We start from the raw sequence: 20,231 nt of genomic DNA, 5'->3' as shown, positions 1-20,231 counted from the left end.
TTTTCAATTTAAGAGAAAACCCTTATGTTAAAAAAAATAAAGCAACCCGCAAAACAATATTCACCAGAAAAGACTAAATTTAGTGAAAAATGGGCTGAAATTGAAAAAAAACAGAAGCGTAATACCGCTTTTCAGAAAAAAATAGCAATATTATACAGCAGTTTTCAATCTGAAATTTTGCCTGCAGAAGAGCAAATGTGTGAGCTGCTTGCAGAGGAAGCAAGGCACCTTATCTCATTTATGGCGAGAAAGTCATTTACTCAATGGCAACGGGAAGAGTTATTGGCTTGGATAGAATCGAATATTGAGACCTTAAAAAATCACCCTTTTTGCCCAGAAGGCTTAAGTGCTGTCTTAGATGAAGAATACCATGAAGCGCTATTTGGTGTTGAGAAAGAAATAGATGAAGATGATCAGTTTGATGCTGAGAAGATACAGGAAATGCGCGCTTTAATTGATGAAATGTTCGCTTGTGGTGATGATTTTAGTGACGCGGAATTAATCGATTTTTTGCGTGATCCAGCGTTGTTTCATCAGCATTTTTCTTCTTTTTTAAAAGAAGATAAAAAGGAATCAGAGGCGGATTCCTTTCAAGAGGAGTTTGATCACAGTGAGCACTTTCAGGGGTACACTGATTCACAGGACAAGCAGCATAAAAAATTAACCGATCTGTTTAATGCCAGTCAGCTAAAAAAATGTTACAAAATGCTCGCCAGCCGTCTGCATCCCGATAAAGAACAAGATCCCCTATTAAAGGCACAAAAAAGTGAGTTAATGGGACAGCTTGTCCAGGCTAAAAAAGATCAAGATGCGTTTACTATTATCACCATGTTTCAAGAATATGTGCCAAATAATGATCTTAATTTAGATGATGACGTCACTGCTGAACTCTTAATCCTTTTATCTGAAAAGTCAGCCCGGATTGATCGAGAGTATCGCGAGCTGCAGTACCCGGATTCAATCGAGTCCATGATTTGGCAAAAGTTAGGCGGGCGGAGTAAAAAAATAATCGAAACCAAGAAGGAAGAGCACCTGAAGGCATTATTAGCCAGCCAGTCATCCTTGAAAAATACAATCACCACAACCAGAACAATGAAGCCGCTAAATAAAATTTTGTCCGATCGTTATGATATGCGTCATGCATCTCCCTTTGCGAATTGCGGATCCTTAGAAGCGCTGCTGAATGGCCATTTCGATATTTGACTCTGGTTAAATATCGAAATGGTAATAAAAAGTTTGGATAGCCATTTTTTTTTGACAGTAAAAAATGTTGTCTGCCCGTCATTCTGATTCTTTGGTGGTGAATCCATCAATTTTTATTCAAGCAGTGATCTTCTTGGAATCAGCAGTATCTCGTAGTGGTGCTTTAATTAGTGGCGCTTTAAATAGTGACGCTTTAAATTTTCACACAGGTAAATATAGCGTTGCCAGAGACATTATCCCAAAGCATGATTTTTTCATAATCATGCTCAAAAATATGCACTTCAAAATAGGGCTGCAGCAATTTTTCTAATTCATGAAAACTTAACGCGACCATAGGATGTTCGTCCTGCCATAATTGTGTCTCATCTTGTGTGGTTTTTTCAATGTTCAGTTTCAGTGATTGTTTCTCGCCGGAGCCGGCGTAATACCAACCAGAGCTGAAAACAAAGTGACTATTGTCATATTCAGCCGTATGTCTGACCAATGAATTATTCTCTATTTTATTTTTATCGACAACATTAAAGCAAAAAACACCCTTTGTATTTAGTGCGTTATACACACTGTTAATACATTCTTTCAGTTTTTCAATGCCATCACTGTAATGGATGGAATATAAAAAGCAGGTGATCAGATCCAGCGGTTGCTCAACGCTAAATCTGCACATGTCTTTTAATGTAAATTGTGCTTCAGGGCAGCGTTCTTTTGCCTGTAGCAACATCGGCTGATTAATATCCAGGCCGCTACTTTGGTAGCCAAAATCCAAAAAATGACGAACATGCGGCCCTGTTCCACAGGCTAAATCAAGGTGATTTTGTCCTTTATTACCAAAAATTTGGTGGAGTCTACGAACATGGTCGCTTTGAGCCTGGTAGTTAATTTCAGCGCACATTAAATCGTAATAGCCAGACAGGTCGGTGTATAAAGCATTGGTGGACGGAGATGACATAATTACCCAGTAGTTTAAGGTGAAATATTTTGGTGGCAGATGTTATAACAATTACTGTTATTTGCGAAGTATAATTCCCAGTAAAAGCAACCTGATTGCAGATTTTACTGTTGAGTATGTGGCAAAAATTTTACTCGTATATAAATGATGCAATGGGTCTTATTTAGTGGTAAAACATAAAATATTATTTCGTGGTTAAACATGGCGCACATACAAGACATAGACACAGGTCTCTGCTGCTAAGGTTAAATGTATTAGAACGTTTATTCCTGTCAATTTTATAGTAATGCGATGGAGTGCCAAAATATTGCTAAGGCCTAATATTAAATGTCAGCCGATATTGGATTTCCCTTTTTATTTTACAGCGGAGCGAATATGAAAAAAGTAGCTGTATTATTAGCCGATGGATTTGAAGAAGTGGAAGCTATCACGCCTGTTGATTTTCTTAGAAGGGCGGGAATAGAGGTTGTCCTCACAAGTCTTGGTGAGTTAAGTGTTACTGGTAGCCATAATGTTGTTATTCTGGCGGATACTACCCTTGATGCGCTGGGTGATGATTTAGACGGGATTATTTTACCGGGAGGAATGCCCGGTTCATGAAACCTTGCTCAATCGGAAGCACTTATCGCATTAATTCGTAAAATGAATAAAAGCAATAAATTGCTGGCGGCTATCTGCGCTGCACCTGCTCTCGTGTTGGGGAAGACCGGCCTGCTCGATGGGCGACAATTTACCTGTTATCCTGGTTTTGAAAATAAAATTACGGGGGGGGATTTCAGTACTGAATCCGTTGTTCTGGACGGCAATATACTCACCAGTCGCGGACCGGGAACAGCGGCCGAGTTTGCCATTGCAATTATTGAATATTTGCTTTGCATCGATGCCGCCAACACAGTCAAACAGGGCACTCTGCAAAATGGGTAAGCAGTGTGTTAAGCGCTTAAAAAGAGCGCTCCAAATATGGGTTTATTGTGCTGTAAAAAACCATTTTTGAGATTGGGATATTGTATTTTTTTATTGGCTGAATAACATCCTATAGCTAATTCACTGGAATGTAAGGCAGTTTTACGCAGGTATTTGTGTTAAGCTAGTTGCCATGGTCAGGTTTTATCATAAGGTTTTGTGGTTAACTATGGTACGATTTTCCTGACCTTTACCTCCGTTAACCACGACTGCTTTATACCATTCTGAACTCTGGTGCACTTGCTCTCGTTGCCCATGTTTGGGTTAGTTTCGGGCTAACATCCACCTTCGTTTTACAAACGAAGCGTTTGCGGAAGTGCTCACAGGCTTATTTAGATAATCACCCGAATGCGACGGGAAATAAGGCTGTTTAATGAACTGCACAACAGATTAGAAGATAAGCGATTAGAAAATAACTTTAGAGGGAAATAACCGATTAGAACGTAACCGATTAGAACGTAACCGATTAGCATATAACCGATTAGAACGTAACCGATTAGCACATAACCGATTAGCAAATAACTTCAAAGGAAAACAGACGAACATGAATACAAATACTAATACTAATACAAAGCCAAAGACAAAAAATAATACAAAACGTGTAGTGATTAAAGTCGGCAGTGCAGTATTGACAGATAATAATAACATTGCCAAGGAGCGCATGCTTAACTTGGTATCTATGATCTCTGGACTAAGAAAAACCTACGACGTCATTCTTGTGACTTCCGGTGCGGTCGCGGCAGGGTACTCGACTCTAAAGCTTGACAAAAGTAAACAGATTGGCAAGAAGGCACTTGCAGCGGCAGGTCAGCCTATTTTAATGACGGCCTATAAAAAGAAATTTGATATCTATGATATCGACACTGCGCAGATCCTGCTTACAGAAGATGATTTTGACTCAAGAAAACGGACTAAGATGTTTCAGGAAATAATCGATGCTCATCTGACACACGATATCCTGCCAATCGTCAATGAAAACGATATTACCTCAACACCAGAACAGCAGTTTGGCGACAATGACCAGCTATCCGCTGTTGTGGCTCATGCAACCAATGCTGAAATTCTGGTTATTTTGAGCGATATTGACGGATATTTTGATAAAAATCCGCACGAATATCAAGATGCAAAAATCTTTAAAACCATGAGCAAGATACCTGAGCAAGCGCTACTTGATGAGTCGACTCCTAATAACAGTTTTGCCACCGGAGGCATTGTTACAAAACTTAAGGCAGCTAACTTTCTTATAAGACATGGAAGAAAAATGCTTCTGTGTAACGGTTTTGATCTAAGCGCCGCAGAGTCATTTTTGTTGGAAAATAAACACACTTTGGGTACTCTCTTTCTGCCTGAAGAGGAGGCTAAAAAGTCGTCTGAAAGCGCGAGCAAAAAGTCAGCTGAAAACGCAATCAAAAAAGAGAGCTAATAGCTTTTGACTTAAGTCTGTTACGGAAAAATAACCACTGCTAACCGGTTTTTTTCGTAACCAACTTATAAATTGATCAGATCTTAATTTAAAGGTGCTGAAAATAATTTTTCAGCACCTTTAAATTATCTAAAGATGACACTTATGTGCGCTTAGTGCAATCAAACGACTGCCTATTTTATTTAAAATAGAACCACACTACTTAAAATAGAACGATGTTATCCCCTAAGAAAAACACCATCACATTGCTTTATAATATTATCCGCAGGTAGACAGTTAATAAAGTGATATTGATCTAAAAAGTTAATCTATTTGCATGCCCGACACTTTCATTTGACCACCATTATTCAGTGCAAAAAACAGATCTGCGTTTAATACCGGTACCAGCCTAATTTCTCTTATGTGTTAAAACGGTATATATATTGCGCTTTGACAAAAAACCTTAAGCTCGTAGGGTGCGTCCACACACCGATTGTTGCTGCCTGTGGTGTGTGGAGCGCACCCTACCGAGAACATAGTAAAATTCTATTAATTAACTTGTCATGTCGATTTAATCTCTTTTGGTATTATCCCTTTTGAAAATGGACTTATTTCATTAATAATTCTTTGCCCTCTGTTTTCATCCTGTTACATTTAGTATTCTTTTCGTGGATTGAGGTATTTATGGCATCAACAGCAATTATTAAAACACTTAAGTTAACCACACCGTGGCAAACCTTAGATCCCTTCTTATTTTGTGTTCATCATCTTGATAATTACCCCAAAGGAGATGGAAAAATGGGGCCATCTTTACCATTGCAGGGACGTGAACTGGGCAATGATTTTAGCGGAAAATCAGGCTTTAGCATGTATCACGGATCCACTGTACCAGGTTTTCCTGTCCATCCTCATCGAGGATTTGAAACGGTAACCGTGGGGCGTCGTGGTTTTATTGATCATTTTGATTCATTAGGCGGATACGGACGTTTTGGCAACGGTGATACACAATGGATGACAGCTGGAAAGGGCGTGCAACATTCTGAAATGTTTCCGCTTGTCCACACCGAAAAAGAAAACCCAACTGAATTATTTCAAGTTTGGTTAAATTTACCCCGAAAAAATAAGTTTGTTGATCCTGAATATAAAATGCTTTGGCATGAAGATATTCCCATTATTTCTTATTTTGATGATGATCAACGTCTGACTCAAATAGATCTGATTGCCGGACAGTATGGGAAGATAAAAGCATTACCTCCAACTAACGCTTCATGGGCTGCAGATCCTGATAATGAAGTTTCTATTTGGACCATAAAAATGGCGGCTAATGCAATCTGGGCGCTACCGGCTGGATCAAGTGATTTAAATCGTTGCTTGTATTTTTATGCTGGAGCGGGGCTGAAAATTGATGGCGAGCTTATCCCTGTTAATCACCGTGTTGATTTAATTTCGGATAAAAAAGTGACATTGTCAAACAGCAGTAACACTGTAGTTGAAATTTTGTTATTACAGGGGCGTCCAATTAATGAGCCCGTTGTCCAACATGGGCCTTTTGTGATGAATACTACAGATGAGATATACAAAACCTTTGCAGACTACCGTAAAACAAATTTTGGCGGCTGGCCATGGCCGAGTTCTGCACCTGTCAATCCTCAAAAAACTGGTCGTTTTTCGAATGATGGACAGGGTAATAAAGAGGTAAGATAATATATAAAATTTTTGCTTTAAATTCGTGATAATAGCGATCAGCTTAATATTCTGTTCCATTGCTCGAACTATTTTACGCTTATCCACACCAATCAAATGTGGTTAAACTATATGTATCAAGAATATGTCGCGCACAACGAATATGAGCTGAAACGAGCTCTTTCCTTTGGATATTTATCGTTCTAAAACATGTCATAAGATATTTTTTTTGTAGCAAATAGATTGAGCCTTAGCCCATCTTATGGGAAATGATACCAAACGATTAATTAAATGATCATACTTAGGATTTAAAATTATTCTGACTGCTTTGCAAGTGTAAATTTTGACTTTAAGGCCATTGATCATAAATTTAACGCGTTTGGTATGACTTATATAGAATCGGCTTTTTTTGTTATTCATCAACAAGCTTATTTTCTCTGCGTCATACCTAATCACTGCACTAATTCGTTTGCTATTAATATTAAACAGATTAATATTATCGTAAGAGCCGCGTGGATTAGTTAAAGTTAAACATCTGCCTGATCTTGGCTGTCGGGATCCTGACTAAAACACGCCAATATTTCTGACCTAAGCCAGCATTAATAGCAGGGGGTCATAAAGGGAGGGAGTTGTTATGTATGACTTTATAGAAAGCCTACAATTAAGGGATCAAGCATTAGAGGAACTTTATTTTGATGCGGTAATCTCGAAGTTAAGGGCGTCGACTGTGATTCAACCACAGCAAGAAAATCAGGATGATCAGGTGGATATTTATATTGATGATAAAGACCATAAATTTTACCTTAAACACCACTCACTGAGTTAAGTCAGCACTTAACCGGCGTTGGTTTTTTGCTTTATTTTGAATTAAAAGCGGACGTTGTATTTGCTGTCAATTAACTATTATTGAACGCCTCTTAAACAATGTATTTGCAGCAAGATATTTGCCTGCTTGGTAGTACTTGATTTCTGTTCATTGAGGCAAGTTAAAATAAATGCCCTGCAAAGATAAAATTAAGTTTGCAGTGGTTTAATAAATTTGTAAGATTTGATTTATAAGATCCTGTTATGCACCACTTTGTATGCAGCTAAAGCGGCTTAAGATTACTCTATATATTTCCCCATATAATTTTGTGCAATTAGAACAGTAAGTACTGCCATCAATGCTCTGCTTTTCTGTGCCTAAATAAGGCATCTGCTTAAGTAGGGTTGTTATAAGACATTTCCGATAGCCTGAGCGCCCTGTAAATCGCGGATCAAAGCTTGTATATGATATTGATCTGCTAGCAATTATTCTGTGTGATATTTTAGATAATTAATTAGCGCTATCAACTGTTAATCGTACTTTTTTGTTATTAGAATAGGTAGTTTTAAAACTAAAGGAACGTATCAATGAATTCAATTGTCAGCCGATGCCCATTTTGTCAAGCGATGAACCGTTTACCCATTGAGAAAATCGAAGTTTCTCCTACCTGCGGTAGCTGCAAGCAACCATTATTGGAAGGAAAACCAATAGAGGGAAGCAGCAATAATTTAGCCGAATTAATCAATAGTGAAAAGCCTGTTGTTATTGATTTTTGGGCTCCCTGGTGCAGCCCCTGTATTAATTTTGCACCTGTTTTTGAACAAGTTGCCATGGAAGAAAAAGATAAATTACGCTTTGTTAAAGTAGATACAGAAGCGCAGCAAGAGATTGCTGCACAGTACAAAATTCGTAGTATTCCAACCTTAATGATGTTCAGAAAAGGGCGCTTAATTGACAGTTTAAATGGCGCATTACCAAAGTCACAATTTAAAGAATGGGTAGCGGAAACATTAAATAAATAAACTGCGAACAACAGATCTATAAAGTTCATTGATCTGTTGTTCTATTTTTTAAGTGTGTACCACTGCGCCTGAAGTCGCACTTCCTGAAATAGATTACAAATTATATTGATGTAACGTTTCATAAATAAACCTTTTTTTAGGAGCGCTGAGTCAATTTATCGGCTGCCTCTTTACCTTAAACTATTCCTCTTTGCTTTTTTCTCCATACTATTTTTAAAATGAACTTTATAGCAATCTGCAAACCTAATTAATGCGGTATAGGCCGCACTTCCAAAAACGGCTTTCAATATTAAGCGTCTTATCATGGTGATGACTTCTGATTAACCATCACTATGCCCTAATGTGAAGTGCCACACACTTTTATACTTAGCGTTGAAAAATAAGCAATTTTTTAGGCTTCTGCACTTGAAGCTGATATTTTCAGTGACCATCTCTAATATTGAAGCCGGAATAATCTGCCTTCAAGGTTTTTAATCGGGAGTATTAATGAATAAATTATTCCAGACCCTTTTTGTCTTATTGGTGATGTCTTCTCCGGTGGATGTGGCACCGGAAAAACAGCATCAGGGTATTAATGCCAGTAAACTCTTATCGTTTTCTCAACCCAATCGTAAAAGTACACAACCTCGCAACCTTGCCGGTCTTTTTGGTATCACAGAATATCAGGCAATTAATATTAAACAGCCGCACAATGATTTTAACCAACTCTACCAAAAAGCAATCTCAGGCCAAACCGAATTAGAAACCGTTACTCAGAAAATTGCGCAGCAAAGTAATACCTATATCTACTCATCAGGTGTGAAATCTAAACAACGTGCTCGGGATAAAGTTGCCGCAAAATATACGGGTCATAGTGAAAAAATAACAGATCTGGCACGTACCTCAATGGTTGCACAAGATATCCCCGGACTGATAAACGCGTTTGAATTATTAGAGAAAAATACGCAAATTTTGCGTATCAAAAATCGCTTTGTAACCCCAAATCCGTCAGGTTACAGAGATCTGAGTTTGCTGGTGCGCTTACCCGAGAGCGGAATTGTTGCGGAAGTCCAATTACACCTGGAAGCCTTTTCTGTTATTAAAAATGGAAAAGAGCATGATAATTATGAACTTATTCAAAAAATGCAACGCTTACAACTTAGCGAAAACCGAGGGCTAAATGAAATAGAGCAAGCTTCTATTTACAAGCTTAGGAATGAATCACAACAAATGTATCAGCAAGCCTGGGATCAGTATCTGAGTGCATAATTTTGGGTTAACTTATTTGTCAATTGTGTGTTAACTTGTTAAGCAGTAGCTGCTATTTTTAGGTTTTAACTAAAAAATTTCAAACTGAAATGGTGATCGTATTGCGTAAAAGGAATTGATTATGAACGATGAAAATGAACAACAACACTATAAAAATCGCAGCGTATGGTTACGTGGTTTATTTATGCTTATTTTTATATTTTTTATGGGGGTGACTAAATTCGTCACTGTAGTGGTAGTGGGATTTCAGTTTTTAGTTATACTGTTTACCGCTGAAAAGAATAACAACCTGCTGAATTTTGGCAAAAGCCTGAGTGTTTATGAGTATCAGGTAATGTTATACCTAACCTATAACAGTGAATTTAAGCCCTTTCCGATGGGCGATTGGCCTAAAGAATAAGGCTGGAAAGCCGTCAGCCGTCAGTTGTCAGCCATCGTCCGATAACCGAAAGCTGATAGCCATCACTCGAAGCTAGAAAGCTAGAAAGCTGGAATGCCTTAAAGCCTTTTAGCTTCTAGCCTTAAAGCGTTAATTTAAGGCTTTTTATAACTGGTGCAGATGAGGAGACTTGAACTCCCACGACCTTTAGGCCACTAGCACCTGAAGCTAGCGTGTCTACCAATTCCACCACATCTGCAAACGAATATAATCATGCTCTTTTATTATAGTTAATTAAAGAAGATTATATCCAAATTTTGACATATATACGGTTAAAAAAGCTTTTAGCTTCGAGTCTTTTAGCTTCGAGCCTTATAGCTTTACAGCCTTCACGCCTTTTGTCCTTAACGCTTTAACTTAATGCTTCAATTAATTCTTTAATATTTTTAAGTGGATGAATGGATTGTCCTTTTTTGACAAACTGTTGCATCGATTTATGATAAGCCACTGCGGGAATATAGATCTGTTTTTTACCGTGGCTCAAGGCTTCGCGTACACGCGGCACAATTTGCGGTATTTGACGTATTTCACCGGTCAGGGCTATCTCCCCAATAAATACCGAATCTTGAGGGACAGGTTTGGAATTAATTGAGCTTAATAATGCGGCCATCACCGCCATATCCGTTGAGGTTTCTGAATCGGACATTTTAAGACCGCCAACTAAACTAATATTAATATCATAATAGGTACGAATACCGCCGTGTTTTTTTAATACTGCGGTGATTAAGGATAAACGACTGTAGGAAATACCAATACAGTTACGAATAGATTTTTCGCCTTCAACTTCGGTGGCCAGAGCTTGTATTTCAATCAGTAAATTGCGGGCGCCATCTTTAATCACCGAGATAGCTGATCCTTCGAAATGTTCTTCGCTGCCTGAGAGGAAAAGACGACTTGGGTTATCAACCGAAAACATGCCCTTTTCTGTCATCTGAAAAATACCGACCTGTTCAGTATCTCCAAAACGGTTTTTATCGGCGCGTAATATACGCACCGATGCATCATTGACTTCGATGTGGATAGCAGTATCAATAATGTGTTTTAAGGTTTGTGGTCCGGCCATTTGCGAGTTTTTATTTACCTGACCGACAAGAATTAACGTAATACCATGTTGTTTACATAATCGGTTTAAAATTTTGGCACAAATTTTTACCTGAGTGACCCCACCTGCGGTGCCTTCCGCCTGATTTGATTCAAAAGCTTGAATTGAATCGGCAATCAAAAAACGAACATTATTTTCCAGACACTGATCGACGATATCTTCAATGCAGTCGGTGTCCGATAATAAAAAATTATCTTCGTTAAAATTGAGTTTTAAGCGTTCAATACCGCGTTTAGCCCATTGGCTAAGGCTTTCTTCTGCGGTGACATAGAGTGTTGACATGCTCTGTGACATGACTTCTGCTACCTTGGTAAGTAAGGTTGTTTTACCTGAACCCGGATCGCCACTGATAAGGACCACTGAGCCGAGGGTAATGCCCCCGCCCAAAACGCGATCCAATTCTGAAAGTCCGGTTGAGACCCGTGTTGCATTTTCAATCTGCACGCCCGAAATTCGTTGTACACCATTGCTTAACGCGCCCGTGTAACCCGCATTTTTATTCCGAGTGACAGCCGCATTCACAGATTTTGTTGTACTCGATGCTTCTCTGAATTCTGTAATGGTATTCCATGCTTTACATTCGCCGCATTGGCCTTGCCATTTTTGGTAATTCGCACCACAGTCACTGCAGACATATGCGATTTTTGTTTTTGCTTTCGCCATTATTTATAATCCATTGAAAAATTCGTTAATACTGAAAGGGTTTAAAGCTGTAAGGCTCCAAGCCGATAGCCGTCAGCTGATAGCCGTCAGCCGTCAGCCGTTACTCGCCGCTCGAAGGCTCAAAGCTGAATATTTATTCTTCTTTATCCATATCATCATTAAAGGCTTTGATTGCATCGAGCGCATTGTTAAACGAATTTCCTCTTGAGATTAACAAGCGCATTGCCTTATCATGCAGCTTGCGTTCGATAATGGCTGTTTTAAATTTACGTGATAACAGTACCACTGCCTCACTCAAATAATCACAATCATCAACAGGATATGCTTCATTATGTTGATCGATTGCCTTGAATATATCATCGAAATGATGGCCCTTGCTTTGCAGGAAAAGCATCGCCTTTTGTTTTAAGTATTGGTTGGCAATACGCTGCTTATATTTTAGTGACAGCAGGGTGAGGGCATCGGGGATATAATCATGGGGATCATCTTCAAACACCTGATCAAGGTGACTTACGTCGATGCCTTTACGCTGTAAATCACGTTTAATGCGCGTGCTTCCAAAGCCTTTATTTTGTGAGGAGCGAATAAAATTATCTACAAAGCGCGCATCATCTAAATAACCATACTCAAAACATTCGCTTATCACCGTATCAATCCATTGCTGATTGTCAGTTTTACGCGCAATTTTTTCACGCAGCTCTTTTTCACTGTGGTCACGCCGCCCTAAATGCCAAAAGGCAGATCTGCGTACTCCGTCAATATCTTTTGCCGGTTTTATCGGGTTATTAAATGACATGTTTTCCTGTTTGCAGATGAATGAGCATTGTCTATGATAGCGGGAAAGTCGGAGTTCTCAAGTTCTCTTTTCAGAAAAGACACCGAGGAATATTTATGTGAATGTGGGTTTATCCTTGCTCTAAGTTAAAACATCTTTATAATATGCCGCCCGATTAGGGTTCCATCGGTGTGAATAAACATCGCTTTATTCACTAACAAAATTAAAACAATTTAATAGCGGGTTCCCTCACCCCGCAAGTTCATTTAAACAATAAAAAGGTAAAACCATGTTATCACTAACTGCTGTTCAAATTCGCCGTGCGCTTGTCGTACTGGTTAGCTTCCATATTTTAATTATTAGTGCCAGTAATTACCTCGTGCAGTTGCCATTTACAATCTTTGGTTTGCATACTACCTGGGGTGCATTCAGTTTCCCGTTTGTGTATCTTGCTACCGACTTAACGGTCAGAATTTTTGGTCAGGAAGCAGCGCGGAAAATAATTCTTAAAGCGATGCTACCCGCGTTAATTATTTCCTATGTCATCGGCGTTATCTTTCACCAGGGTGGATTCAAAGGTTTTGGTGCGTTGGCCGAATTAAATACTTTTGTATTGCGTATTGCATTTGCTAGTTTTGCAGCCTATTTTGTTGGCCAGTTAATGGATATAACCATCTTTGCACAATTACGTAGAACACGCTCTTGGTGGGTTGCACCTGCCTGTTCAACGGTTATTGGTAATTTACTTGATACTGCTGTCTTTTTTGGATTAGCATTTTATGCCTCAAATGATCTGTTTATGGCAAATAACTGGCCAGAGATAGCTACTGTCGATTATGCGTTTAAATTGCTGGTGAGTTTAGGGCTGTTTTTACCCGCTTACGGTGTTTTGTTAAAAGTACTTGAACACAAACTGGTTACCTTACCTGGGCAACAACGTTTCGCTTAATAGCTGTTTACCGTGCGTATCATTATCTGTTGATAGTGATACGCTAATATTCATTACAGCGGTGCATACCTCTGTTTGATTAAAGAAAATCATTTAATTAAGCTCTCTTTCAGACCCGCTGTGTGATGCTTTTTTGTTGACTTTTCTTTAGCATTTTCCTTTAACCCGCTAATATGATTATGATTTTATTTAAATCGTGATTGTCATAAAAATGTCATACATCTCCTTTATAGTCGCCGCCAATAAATAATACAAAGGACAATATTGATGACAAACTTAAACACAGTTAAAAAAACGTTTTTAGCGCTTTCTATTACTCTTGCGAGTTGTTCAAGCTTTGCAGAAACACCCGTTAAAAATGTTATTTTAATGATTGGTGATGGTATGGGCCCCGGACAAATGGGACTTTTAGAAGAATATGCCCGTAAAGCCCCGCATTCTATTTATAATGGCCGTGATACTGCACTTAAAACGATGATAGATAATGGTGTCTTAGGTATGTCACTACACAGCCCAGCGGATGCTTTAGTAGTGGATTCAGCTTGTTCGGCTTCGCAGTTGGCATCGGGTGTGAGTGCACCTTCTGAAGCCTTAGGCATTGATGTTGATGGTAATCCTGTTGAAAGCGTATTAGAAATCGCTAAAAGTTTAGGTAAAGCGACGGGACTTGTTTCCGATACTCGTTTAACTCATGCAACTCCCGCTGCATTTGCATCCCATCAACCACACCGTTCATTGGAAAATCAGATAGCTGAAGAGATGTTGGCAACCCGTGTTGATGTGATGTTGTCGGGTGGGCTGCGTTACTGGATACCGATGTCCGCGAATGAGGGCGGCGCTGTATATCAAAAACTGCTTAAAAAAACGGGTGGTGATATTAAAATTAAATCTAAACGTATCGATGAAAAAAACCTATTAACAGAAGCTGAAGGTGCAGGTTACGCCGTCGTCCATACGCGTGATGCACTTGCAAACGCGCCGGGCGATCAGATTCTTGGTTTATTTGCATACTCCGGTATGCAGGATGGTATTACCTATAGCAATACTAAAAACTCGCCAGAGCGTTCCATGCCTAGCCTGAAAGAAATGACCATAAAAGCGCTGGATGTGTTATCCCAAGATCCCGATGGTTTCTTTTTAATGGTTGAAGGGGGGCAGATTGATTGGGCCGGACATAATAACGATGCGGCAACCATGTTACATGAAATGCTTAAATTTGATGAAACAGTCGAATATGTTTATGAATGGGTAAAAAACCGGAAAGATACCTTAGTCGTTGTTACGGCTGACCATGAAACGGGTGGATTTGGTTTTAGTTATTCACGTGCTAATACACCAAAAGCTGAAAAACGAACCGGTATCGCTTTTAAAGATCGTGACTACAAGCCGAATTTCAACTTTGGTAACCTCGCTATTTTAGACAAGTTATATGAGCAGAAAAAAAGTTTTGGCAATATGCTGGCTGAATTTGATCAAACAGATAAATCGCCTGAATCATTGCTGGCAATAGTGAATGCCAATAGTGAATTTAAGATAAGTCTGGCGCAGGCAAAAGAGATATTAGTGACCGAAGAAAATGAATTTTACGATCCTGAGAACAAATACTTAAAACTTAAAACCTTTCCTAAAGTTAATGATTTTAAAGCCTTTTATGTTTATGGTGAAGAAGTCCGCAATGATTTAATTGGCCGAGCGATGGGCGAAGAGCAGAATATAGTTTGGGGTACTGGCACGCATACGGATACACCCGTTGCAGTGATTGCTTATGGACCCGATCAGGCTACCGCGCCATTTTCGTCTCTTACCCACCATACGGAAATTGGGAAGTTACTTATTAAGACGGTACGGTCTGGACACTAACGGATTCCATTTTCTTTTTTAATCTGAACAGAGATAAAAAACCAGGGTGAATAATTCACTCTGGTTTTTTAGTCTCTAACGCATTAATGGAGAGGTAAAAATACTTTATTTAGTGTATTAACGGAGACTTTTTTGAACCAGCAGGAGTGCGGTTTCATGCTGAGCATGAACAAAATAGTGAACATTCAGATTCGCCAAGGTCTTTTTTTCCTCGAGACTGTTAATTCTGACCACTAAGTTTGCTTGAGGATAATAATCGAGTACCGCTTCGCAGATAATTTTTTTGGTTCTGGCGGTATTGACGGTAATAATAATACTGGAAGACTGCTCTATTTTTAGTGATTCTAATACCGGGTGTTTCTCTAAATGACCAAAATAAGCCATATATCCACGTTTTCTTGCCTCCAATACATGTTGTAAATTATCTGAGATAATTAAAAACTGCCGTCCTTCTTTTTCTAACTCTTTTGCTACCAGTCGCCCGAGGATCGCAAAGCCACAAATAACGGTATGATTAGTCTCCTTGATCGGGGTAATTTTATCGGATTCAAAAAACTCCACTACAAATAAAGAGGCTATTTTATAAATATTATTGACCATAAAGGGCGTAACAATCATAGAGGAAACCGCCACTAAAATTAAGAAACTGCCCAGTTCAGGCGTGATGATTTCTTGGCTAATGGCAATCGAGAAAATAGCAAAAGAAAACTCACCGACTTGGCAAAGTGCAATGGCCGATTTAAGTGAATCACTTTTATTAGATTTTTTACGAATTAAAAAATAAATAATCAGCGCTTTTATTAACATGGTAAAAGCTAATACCGCAAACACTAAATGTAAATGGCTTGCGAAATAAAAGATGTCAATTTTGGTGCCGATAGAAAAGAAAAATGCGCCTAATAAAAGGTCTTTATAAGAGGCGATATCTGACTCCACTTTTACATGATAAGTGGTTCCGGCAATAATCATACCTGCAATAAAGGAGCCTAACGAGTAGGTAAATCCCATTTCGTGTGCTAAAAGCGAGGCGCCCACCACAATGGTTAATACTGAGGCTAAAAATAATTCATCCAACCTGGCGGTGCTGGAAAAATGCAGCAGCCATTCGATTATTTTTTTACCTAAGGTAAACATGAAAACAATGACTAAAGTCGCTGATATTGCGGTTTTGAATAACACATCGGTTATTGATAAAGTATCATTGGCTAAAAAACTAATCAGCAATAAAATAGGAATAACAGCCAAATCCTGAAAGACTAAGATAGCAACGGATTTGGTGCCATAAGGGGTGATAATATCTTTTGATTTTTTTAAATAAGTTAAGACTATTGCCGTGGAGGACAAGCTAAAAGCCAGTGCAATAATAATAGAGGAAGTGCTGTCAATATTAAACAGGTAGTATGAAAGCATAAAAATAATCACTGAGCTTAAAGCGACTTGTATAAAACCATTAAAGAAAATGATCTCTTTCATTTTATTTAATTTAGAAAAGGACAACTCTAAGCCAATGGTGAACATTAAAAAGACGATGCCAAATTCACCAATAAGCTCTAATGAGTTAAGGTCTTCACTGCCATTAAAGTCAAAAATATTACTGATAATAGTACCGGTGATAATGTAACCAATAATGTGTGATACGGAGAATTTTTTTAGCACAATATTTAATATGCTAGCAATTGCTAATGAAATGAAGATGATAATAAGAATAGAGTCCATTTTTTTCTCTCTTAGCTTCAAATAATAAGTTGTGGTGGCTCTTTAGGAATAAGCAAAAACCATACCGGAAAATGTAGGTGTTAATATAAATTTAATTTTTTAACTGCAATACCCCTTAAAAAGGTATGACTGATTGTATTATGTATGTCACAAAAAAGTGAAGTTAAATAAATAAGTCGTGTTTTTCACTGAATTATAATCATTTTTCTCTGTTCCATTTTACTGTGGTCGACCTTGTAATCCTATCAATTACAAGCTGTTATAAAAATCTCTAAATAACTGTAATCTTAATATTTACAAAGAGTTAAGCATAGATAAAAATGCTGACAACTTTATTATGGAACAAAGCTAATCATTTAGAGCTTATTATTGCAGGAAGTAATATTCGATACAGCACCGCGACTCGCAGTGGTATTTAATTTATTAATCGATAAAAGGGGGGCGATTATGATCCAAAAAAGTCAATTAGTGACTCATAATGGTTCGTTTCATGCTGACGAAGTGACTGCGGTAGCCTTATTAGTGCTTTATAAAATAGTTAGCGCTTTATAAAGTATTAACTACGATCAACTTGAAATAATCCGTACGCGCAATATGAAACTTATTAATCAGGCTGATATTTTTTTAGATATGGGCGGAATTTACGATATTAAAAATTGTCGATTTGATCATCATCAAATCAAAGATGGACAGGTTTCAAGTGCCGGAATGGTATGGCAGTGGATTAAACAGACAACAGGAGAAAAGAGCCCTGAAATAAATTTTTTTGTACAGACAGTTGATAAACATGATTGAGGTATAGAGAAAATGTCTGATTTTTCATTTGCGGCGATGATTGCGACTTATAACTATGTTGATGTATTTAATGAAAAAAAACAGCTAAGTACTCACCCGAAAGTTTTCTGATATTAAAGAGCACTTTTATTGAGTAAACTGCTCAAAAATGCCGGAAAATTTATGTAAGAGTACCCACATTTTATGATGCGCTTAAAATGGCATTGAAATTTCTCTCTCATTTGCAAAAAAACAGATCTAACTTAAACGGGCTGCAAAAATAATTGCAGCTTCACAAGTTGATACAATTGAAAAAAATAAGGTATTAATCTTAGCAGAATATACTCCCAGTTGGCCTGACCTGATCCATGGTGAAAGTGAATATGCAAAGATCACCCATGCGCTTTGGTTTGTAAAAGAAAAAATCAATGGTGTATTCAAATTCTTTCCGACAAAAAACAGTTTTGTTATAGGACATCCTAAGTTAAGTGACGATGATAACGCTATTTTTATTCATCAAAATGGTTTTTTGGGCGTGTATAAAAATAAAAAAGCTATTTTTAATATGTTAGGTCAATAATGGCCGTGGTTTATATAAGCGGAAGGCGCAGGCTTATTTAACTTAAGCTCAGACCGGAATAGGGAGCAGGTTGCTCCCTTTTTGTAACCTAATCCAATTTTACAAGATCAGATTTTTTAGCTGTATTCTTGGCTTCTGTGTTGCTATCACCAAACTTTAAAGCTTGACCAGTCTGTTAGTGTATTAATCGTAGAGTCGCTTTCAGGAGCGATATAACTTAGTGCAATAATTGCAGCTAGCATCATTAGCGTTGCACTTTTATTTCTAAAGTCCGCTATTTTTAAGGCTGTACCAAAGGAACGTTTTACCCTGAGATTAGATAACTCAACACTGTACATTTCATCTAAAAGTAAGTGGATAAGCCCGCCAAAGAGAATAAATCCTCCCGACAGCCAGGCATGAAAGCTCGATGCAGTTAAATAATTGTCATTAAATACCCAAGTGATCTGAATTGTTAAGAGTGCGCACAAGAATAAAAATAACAGTGAATGACAACTGCCACGATGCACCGTTATTTTTTCAAAAATTGGTCTTATTAGCCATTTTAATATTCCATAAACACCGAAAGGTATTGCCAGTAACTCAATAAATTGAATCTCTCTAAAGTGCTCCCCAGTAATGTAGTGCAGCACCATTAATAGGGCAACAGCAGCAAAAATATTAAAAACAATATCAAGTGATGTTGAGTTGTCAGCATCGATGTCGGGTAATAATCCCCCGATAGTGCCTAAACACCAAAGCCACAATGCAGTATTAATGTTTATATGTTCTGCTGATAGTAGTACTGCAGAGGCGAGACCTGTTGATATAGCGGCTACGTTGAAGTGAGTATTGAAATTTGCCATTACTTCTCTTAGATAAAATATTCAACCCGCATTCTACCTGTATTTTGTATTATAAGTGACATGGGTTTGTATATTGTTACTCTTTTTATTGTTATTTTTTTCTCCATAGCGCAGATGTTTGAGATTCAAAGATTAGAAAAGTTATCGGCTATTACTTTTAACTCGATTGCGCCGCTTTTAATTTTAAAGATAGGATGATATTTCTTTGCCTTTATAGCAAATGTATCAAAGATGTACTCTGCATTGCGTAGGAAAAATTAACACCAGTAAGGCATGAGTTGCAGGCAGTAGTTATTCTCCTTTCACAAAATAGTATGAAAGGATTTTGAACAGCTTTCGCTGACCACTACCAGCAAGGCTGATTAATTATTGGATGCGTTTGGTACTAATAGCAAGAAGATATATTCATTGGAAAAAACGATAAAGAAAGAGACTCTTTTTAGGCTGTAAAAATCATGTAAATTTTTACATTCCTGTAAGTTAAAATTCACGGTAAGCCGTAATAACAAAACTGTGCAATCGAGTTTAAGGCATTACCTTGAATATAGGGGGGTTCTGGCTAGTATTGATCGATGCTGTTTAAAATAAAGACTAGTCCGAGAGAGCACTCTATTTAGTCTTGGTGATTGATTTGATCCATTTTCCGTGCATCCCAATAGATCACCTAATGAGTGGGATTAGTGTTAAAGTACAAATGAGATTTAATATTCTCTTTATATTTTGTGATAAAAAATTGTTTAGATACTGCGTGTATTTAATTATATCAAACAGGATAAATATCAGATTTATTAGTCACATAATCGCAAATAATGCTTTAATATGTCTAGATATATCAGATTAATTAAGGCATCATTTGCCACTCACTTAATGTGGGTTAATAAAACAATTTAAAAAAACGGACACTTAACTGGCGAAATTGTAAACATATTACATACTTAGTCAGAGTACATAAAAATGTACACTGGTGTTACCCTAACTCAATAAAAGAGGTTTTCTATGAACAAAAAATTACTAATTACTGGTGCTGTAGCATCAATTGTTTTACTTGCTGGTTGTTCAAATCACGATGACATGAACGAAAGTATGTCTAACCTTACTAATCAAGTAAGTGAATTATCAGCAAAAGTTGATATGGTAGCAGACGATCAAGCATCCATGAAAGCAGATCTAGCAACTGTTGCTGGTGAAGCAGAACGTGCAAATTCACGTATTGATAATATTGCTACTTCTTATAAAAAATAATGCGTTAAAAAACA

15 protein-coding genes, 1 tRNA gene and 2 pseudogenes are annotated in these 20,231 nt (G+C 37.8%); 12 read left to right on the top strand and 6 right to left on the bottom strand.

Annotated elements, in window-relative coordinates; genetic code table 11:
• Nucleotides 1–24: 24 nt before the first annotated feature.
• Nucleotides 25–1,203 (top strand): hypothetical protein, encoded by a 1,179-nt coding sequence (locus tag PING_RS13635; protein WP_011770912.1) that lies wholly within the window; start codon nucleotides 25–27, stop codon nucleotides 1,201–1,203.
• 193 nt (nucleotides 1,204–1,396) lie between these two features.
• Here the strand turns inward: PING_RS13635 and PING_RS13630 are convergent, their stop codons facing one another.
• Complete coding sequence (locus tag PING_RS13630) at nucleotides 1,397–2,149, bottom strand: class I SAM-dependent DNA methyltransferase (RefSeq protein WP_011770911.1); 753 nt, start codon at nucleotides 2,147–2,149, stop codon at nucleotides 1,397–1,399.
• Nucleotides 2,150–2,476: 327 nt separating this feature from the next.
• On the opposite strand from PING_RS13630, the pseudogene PING_RS21460 reads away from it, so the two are divergent.
• From PING_RS21460 to PING_RS13595, 7 genes and pseudogenes are all read left to right on the top strand, one after another.
• Nucleotides 2,477–3,073: pseudogene (locus PING_RS21460) on the top strand (DJ-1 family glyoxalase III).
• Between the two features lie 583 nt (nucleotides 3,074–3,656).
• Complete coding sequence (proB, locus tag PING_RS13620; RefSeq protein WP_011770910.1) at nucleotides 3,657–4,535, top strand: glutamate 5-kinase; 879 nt, start codon at nucleotides 3,657–3,659, stop codon at nucleotides 4,533–4,535.
• Between the two features lie 663 nt (nucleotides 4,536–5,198).
• Nucleotides 5,199–6,218: a pirin family protein gene (locus PING_RS13615; protein ID WP_011770909.1), complete on the top strand. Its 1,020-nt coding sequence runs from the start codon at nucleotides 5,199–5,201 to the stop codon at nucleotides 6,216–6,218.
• A gap of 613 nt (nucleotides 6,219–6,831) precedes the next feature.
• The gene (locus tag PING_RS13610; protein ID WP_041766502.1) at nucleotides 6,832–7,023 is read left to right on the top strand and encodes a hypothetical protein; all 192 of its coding nucleotides are present in this window, start codon (nucleotides 6,832–6,834) and stop codon (nucleotides 7,021–7,023) included.
• A gap of 566 nt (nucleotides 7,024–7,589) precedes the next feature.
• Nucleotides 7,590–8,024: a thioredoxin TrxC gene (gene trxC, locus PING_RS13605; protein ID WP_011770908.1), complete on the top strand. Its 435-nt coding sequence runs from the start codon at nucleotides 7,590–7,592 to the stop codon at nucleotides 8,022–8,024.
• Nucleotides 8,025–8,510: 486 nt separating this feature from the next.
• Nucleotides 8,511–9,272: a nucleotidyltransferase family protein gene (locus tag PING_RS13600; protein WP_011770907.1), complete on the top strand. Its 762-nt coding sequence runs from the start codon at nucleotides 8,511–8,513 to the stop codon at nucleotides 9,270–9,272.
• A 121-nt stretch (nucleotides 9,273–9,393) separates the two neighbouring features.
• Entirely contained in the window at nucleotides 9,394–9,672 is a 279-nt protein-coding gene (locus PING_RS13595; protein WP_011770906.1) for a DUF4389 domain-containing protein, read from the top strand.
• Nucleotides 9,673–9,823: 151 nt separating this feature from the next.
• Here the strand turns inward: PING_RS13595 and PING_RS13590 are convergent.
• The 3 genes from PING_RS13590 to PING_RS13580 form a co-directional block, all read right to left on the bottom strand.
• Nucleotides 9,824–9,910 (bottom strand) — tRNA-Leu (locus PING_RS13590).
• A 153-nt stretch (nucleotides 9,911–10,063) separates the two neighbouring features.
• Complete coding sequence (gene radA, locus PING_RS13585; protein WP_011770905.1) at nucleotides 10,064–11,476, bottom strand: DNA repair protein RadA; 1,413 nt, start codon at nucleotides 11,474–11,476, stop codon at nucleotides 10,064–10,066.
• 133 nt (nucleotides 11,477–11,609) lie between these two features.
• Nucleotides 11,610–12,272, bottom strand: coding sequence for a regulatory protein RecX (locus PING_RS13580; protein ID WP_011770904.1), 663 nt, complete (start codon nucleotides 12,270–12,272; stop codon nucleotides 11,610–11,612).
• A gap of 268 nt (nucleotides 12,273–12,540) precedes the next feature.
• Between PING_RS13580 and PING_RS13575 the strand changes: the two genes are divergently transcribed.
• A complete protein-coding gene (locus tag PING_RS13575; RefSeq protein ID WP_011770903.1) occupies nucleotides 12,541–13,200 on the top strand; it encodes a 7-cyano-7-deazaguanine/7-aminomethyl-7-deazaguanine transporter in 660 nt (219 codons plus the stop codon).
• A gap of 267 nt (nucleotides 13,201–13,467) precedes the next feature.
• Nucleotides 13,468–15,060: an alkaline phosphatase gene (locus tag PING_RS13570; protein ID WP_011770902.1), complete on the top strand. Its 1,593-nt coding sequence runs from the start codon at nucleotides 13,468–13,470 to the stop codon at nucleotides 15,058–15,060.
• A gap of 117 nt (nucleotides 15,061–15,177) precedes the next feature.
• Here the strand turns inward: PING_RS13570 and PING_RS13565 are convergent, their stop codons facing one another.
• The gene (locus tag PING_RS13565; protein ID WP_011770901.1) at nucleotides 15,178–16,776 is read right to left on the bottom strand and encodes a cation:proton antiporter domain-containing protein; all 1,599 of its coding nucleotides are present in this window, start codon (nucleotides 16,774–16,776) and stop codon (nucleotides 15,178–15,180) included.
• Between the two features lie 447 nt (nucleotides 16,777–17,223).
• On the opposite strand from PING_RS13565, the pseudogene PING_RS21455 reads away from it, so the two are divergent.
• Nucleotides 17,224–17,571: pseudogene (locus PING_RS21455) on the top strand (MYG1 family protein).
• Nucleotides 17,572–18,276: 705 nt separating this feature from the next.
• Here the strand turns inward: PING_RS21455 and PING_RS13550 are convergent.
• Nucleotides 18,277–18,975, bottom strand: a complete 699-nt coding sequence (locus PING_RS13550) for a metal-dependent hydrolase (RefSeq protein WP_011770900.1) — start codon at nucleotides 18,973–18,975, stop codon at nucleotides 18,277–18,279.
• Between the two features lie 996 nt (nucleotides 18,976–19,971).
• Here PING_RS13550 and PING_RS13545 point away from each other — a divergent pair.
• The gene (locus PING_RS13545; RefSeq protein WP_011770899.1) at nucleotides 19,972–20,217 is read left to right on the top strand and encodes an Lpp/OprI family alanine-zipper lipoprotein; all 246 of its coding nucleotides are present in this window, start codon (nucleotides 19,972–19,974) and stop codon (nucleotides 20,215–20,217) included.
• Nucleotides 20,218–20,231 lie beyond the last annotated feature (14 nt).

This window comes from Psychromonas ingrahamii 37, from assembly GCF_000015285.1.
GTDB lineage: Bacteria > Pseudomonadota > Gammaproteobacteria > Enterobacterales > Psychromonadaceae > Psychromonas > Psychromonas ingrahamii.
This window is presented reverse-complemented; position numbering and strand designations above follow the sequence as displayed.

Coding starts and splice junctions, on each gene's coding strand:
- PING_RS13635 (WP_011770912.1), top strand. CDS start 25: ATGTTAAAAAAAATAAAGCAACCCGCAAAACAATATTCACCAGAAAAG.
- PING_RS13630 (WP_011770911.1), bottom strand. CDS start 2,149: ATGTCATCTCCGTCCACCAATGCTTTATACACCGACCTGTCTGGCTAT.
- proB (WP_011770910.1), top strand. CDS start 3,657: ATGAATACAAATACTAATACTAATACAAAGCCAAAGACAAAAAATAAT.
- PING_RS13615 (WP_011770909.1), top strand. CDS start 5,199: ATGGCATCAACAGCAATTATTAAAACACTTAAGTTAACCACACCGTGG.
- PING_RS13610 (WP_041766502.1), top strand. CDS start 6,832: ATGTATGACTTTATAGAAAGCCTACAATTAAGGGATCAAGCATTAGAG.
- trxC (WP_011770908.1), top strand. CDS start 7,590: ATGAATTCAATTGTCAGCCGATGCCCATTTTGTCAAGCGATGAACCGT.
- PING_RS13600 (WP_011770907.1), top strand. CDS start 8,511: ATGAATAAATTATTCCAGACCCTTTTTGTCTTATTGGTGATGTCTTCT.
- PING_RS13595 (WP_011770906.1), top strand. CDS start 9,394: ATGAACGATGAAAATGAACAACAACACTATAAAAATCGCAGCGTATGG.
- radA (WP_011770905.1), bottom strand. CDS start 11,476: ATGGCGAAAGCAAAAACAAAAATCGCATATGTCTGCAGTGACTGTGGT.
- PING_RS13580 (WP_011770904.1), bottom strand. CDS start 12,272: ATGTCATTTAATAACCCGATAAAACCGGCAAAAGATATTGACGGAGTA.
- PING_RS13575 (WP_011770903.1), top strand. CDS start 12,541: ATGTTATCACTAACTGCTGTTCAAATTCGCCGTGCGCTTGTCGTACTG.
- PING_RS13570 (WP_011770902.1), top strand. CDS start 13,468: ATGACAAACTTAAACACAGTTAAAAAAACGTTTTTAGCGCTTTCTATT.
- PING_RS13565 (WP_011770901.1), bottom strand. CDS start 16,776: ATGGACTCTATTCTTATTATCATCTTCATTTCATTAGCAATTGCTAGC.
- PING_RS13550 (WP_011770900.1), bottom strand. CDS start 18,975: ATGGCAAATTTCAATACTCACTTCAACGTAGCCGCTATATCAACAGGT.
- PING_RS13545 (WP_011770899.1), top strand. CDS start 19,972: ATGAACAAAAAATTACTAATTACTGGTGCTGTAGCATCAATTGTTTTA.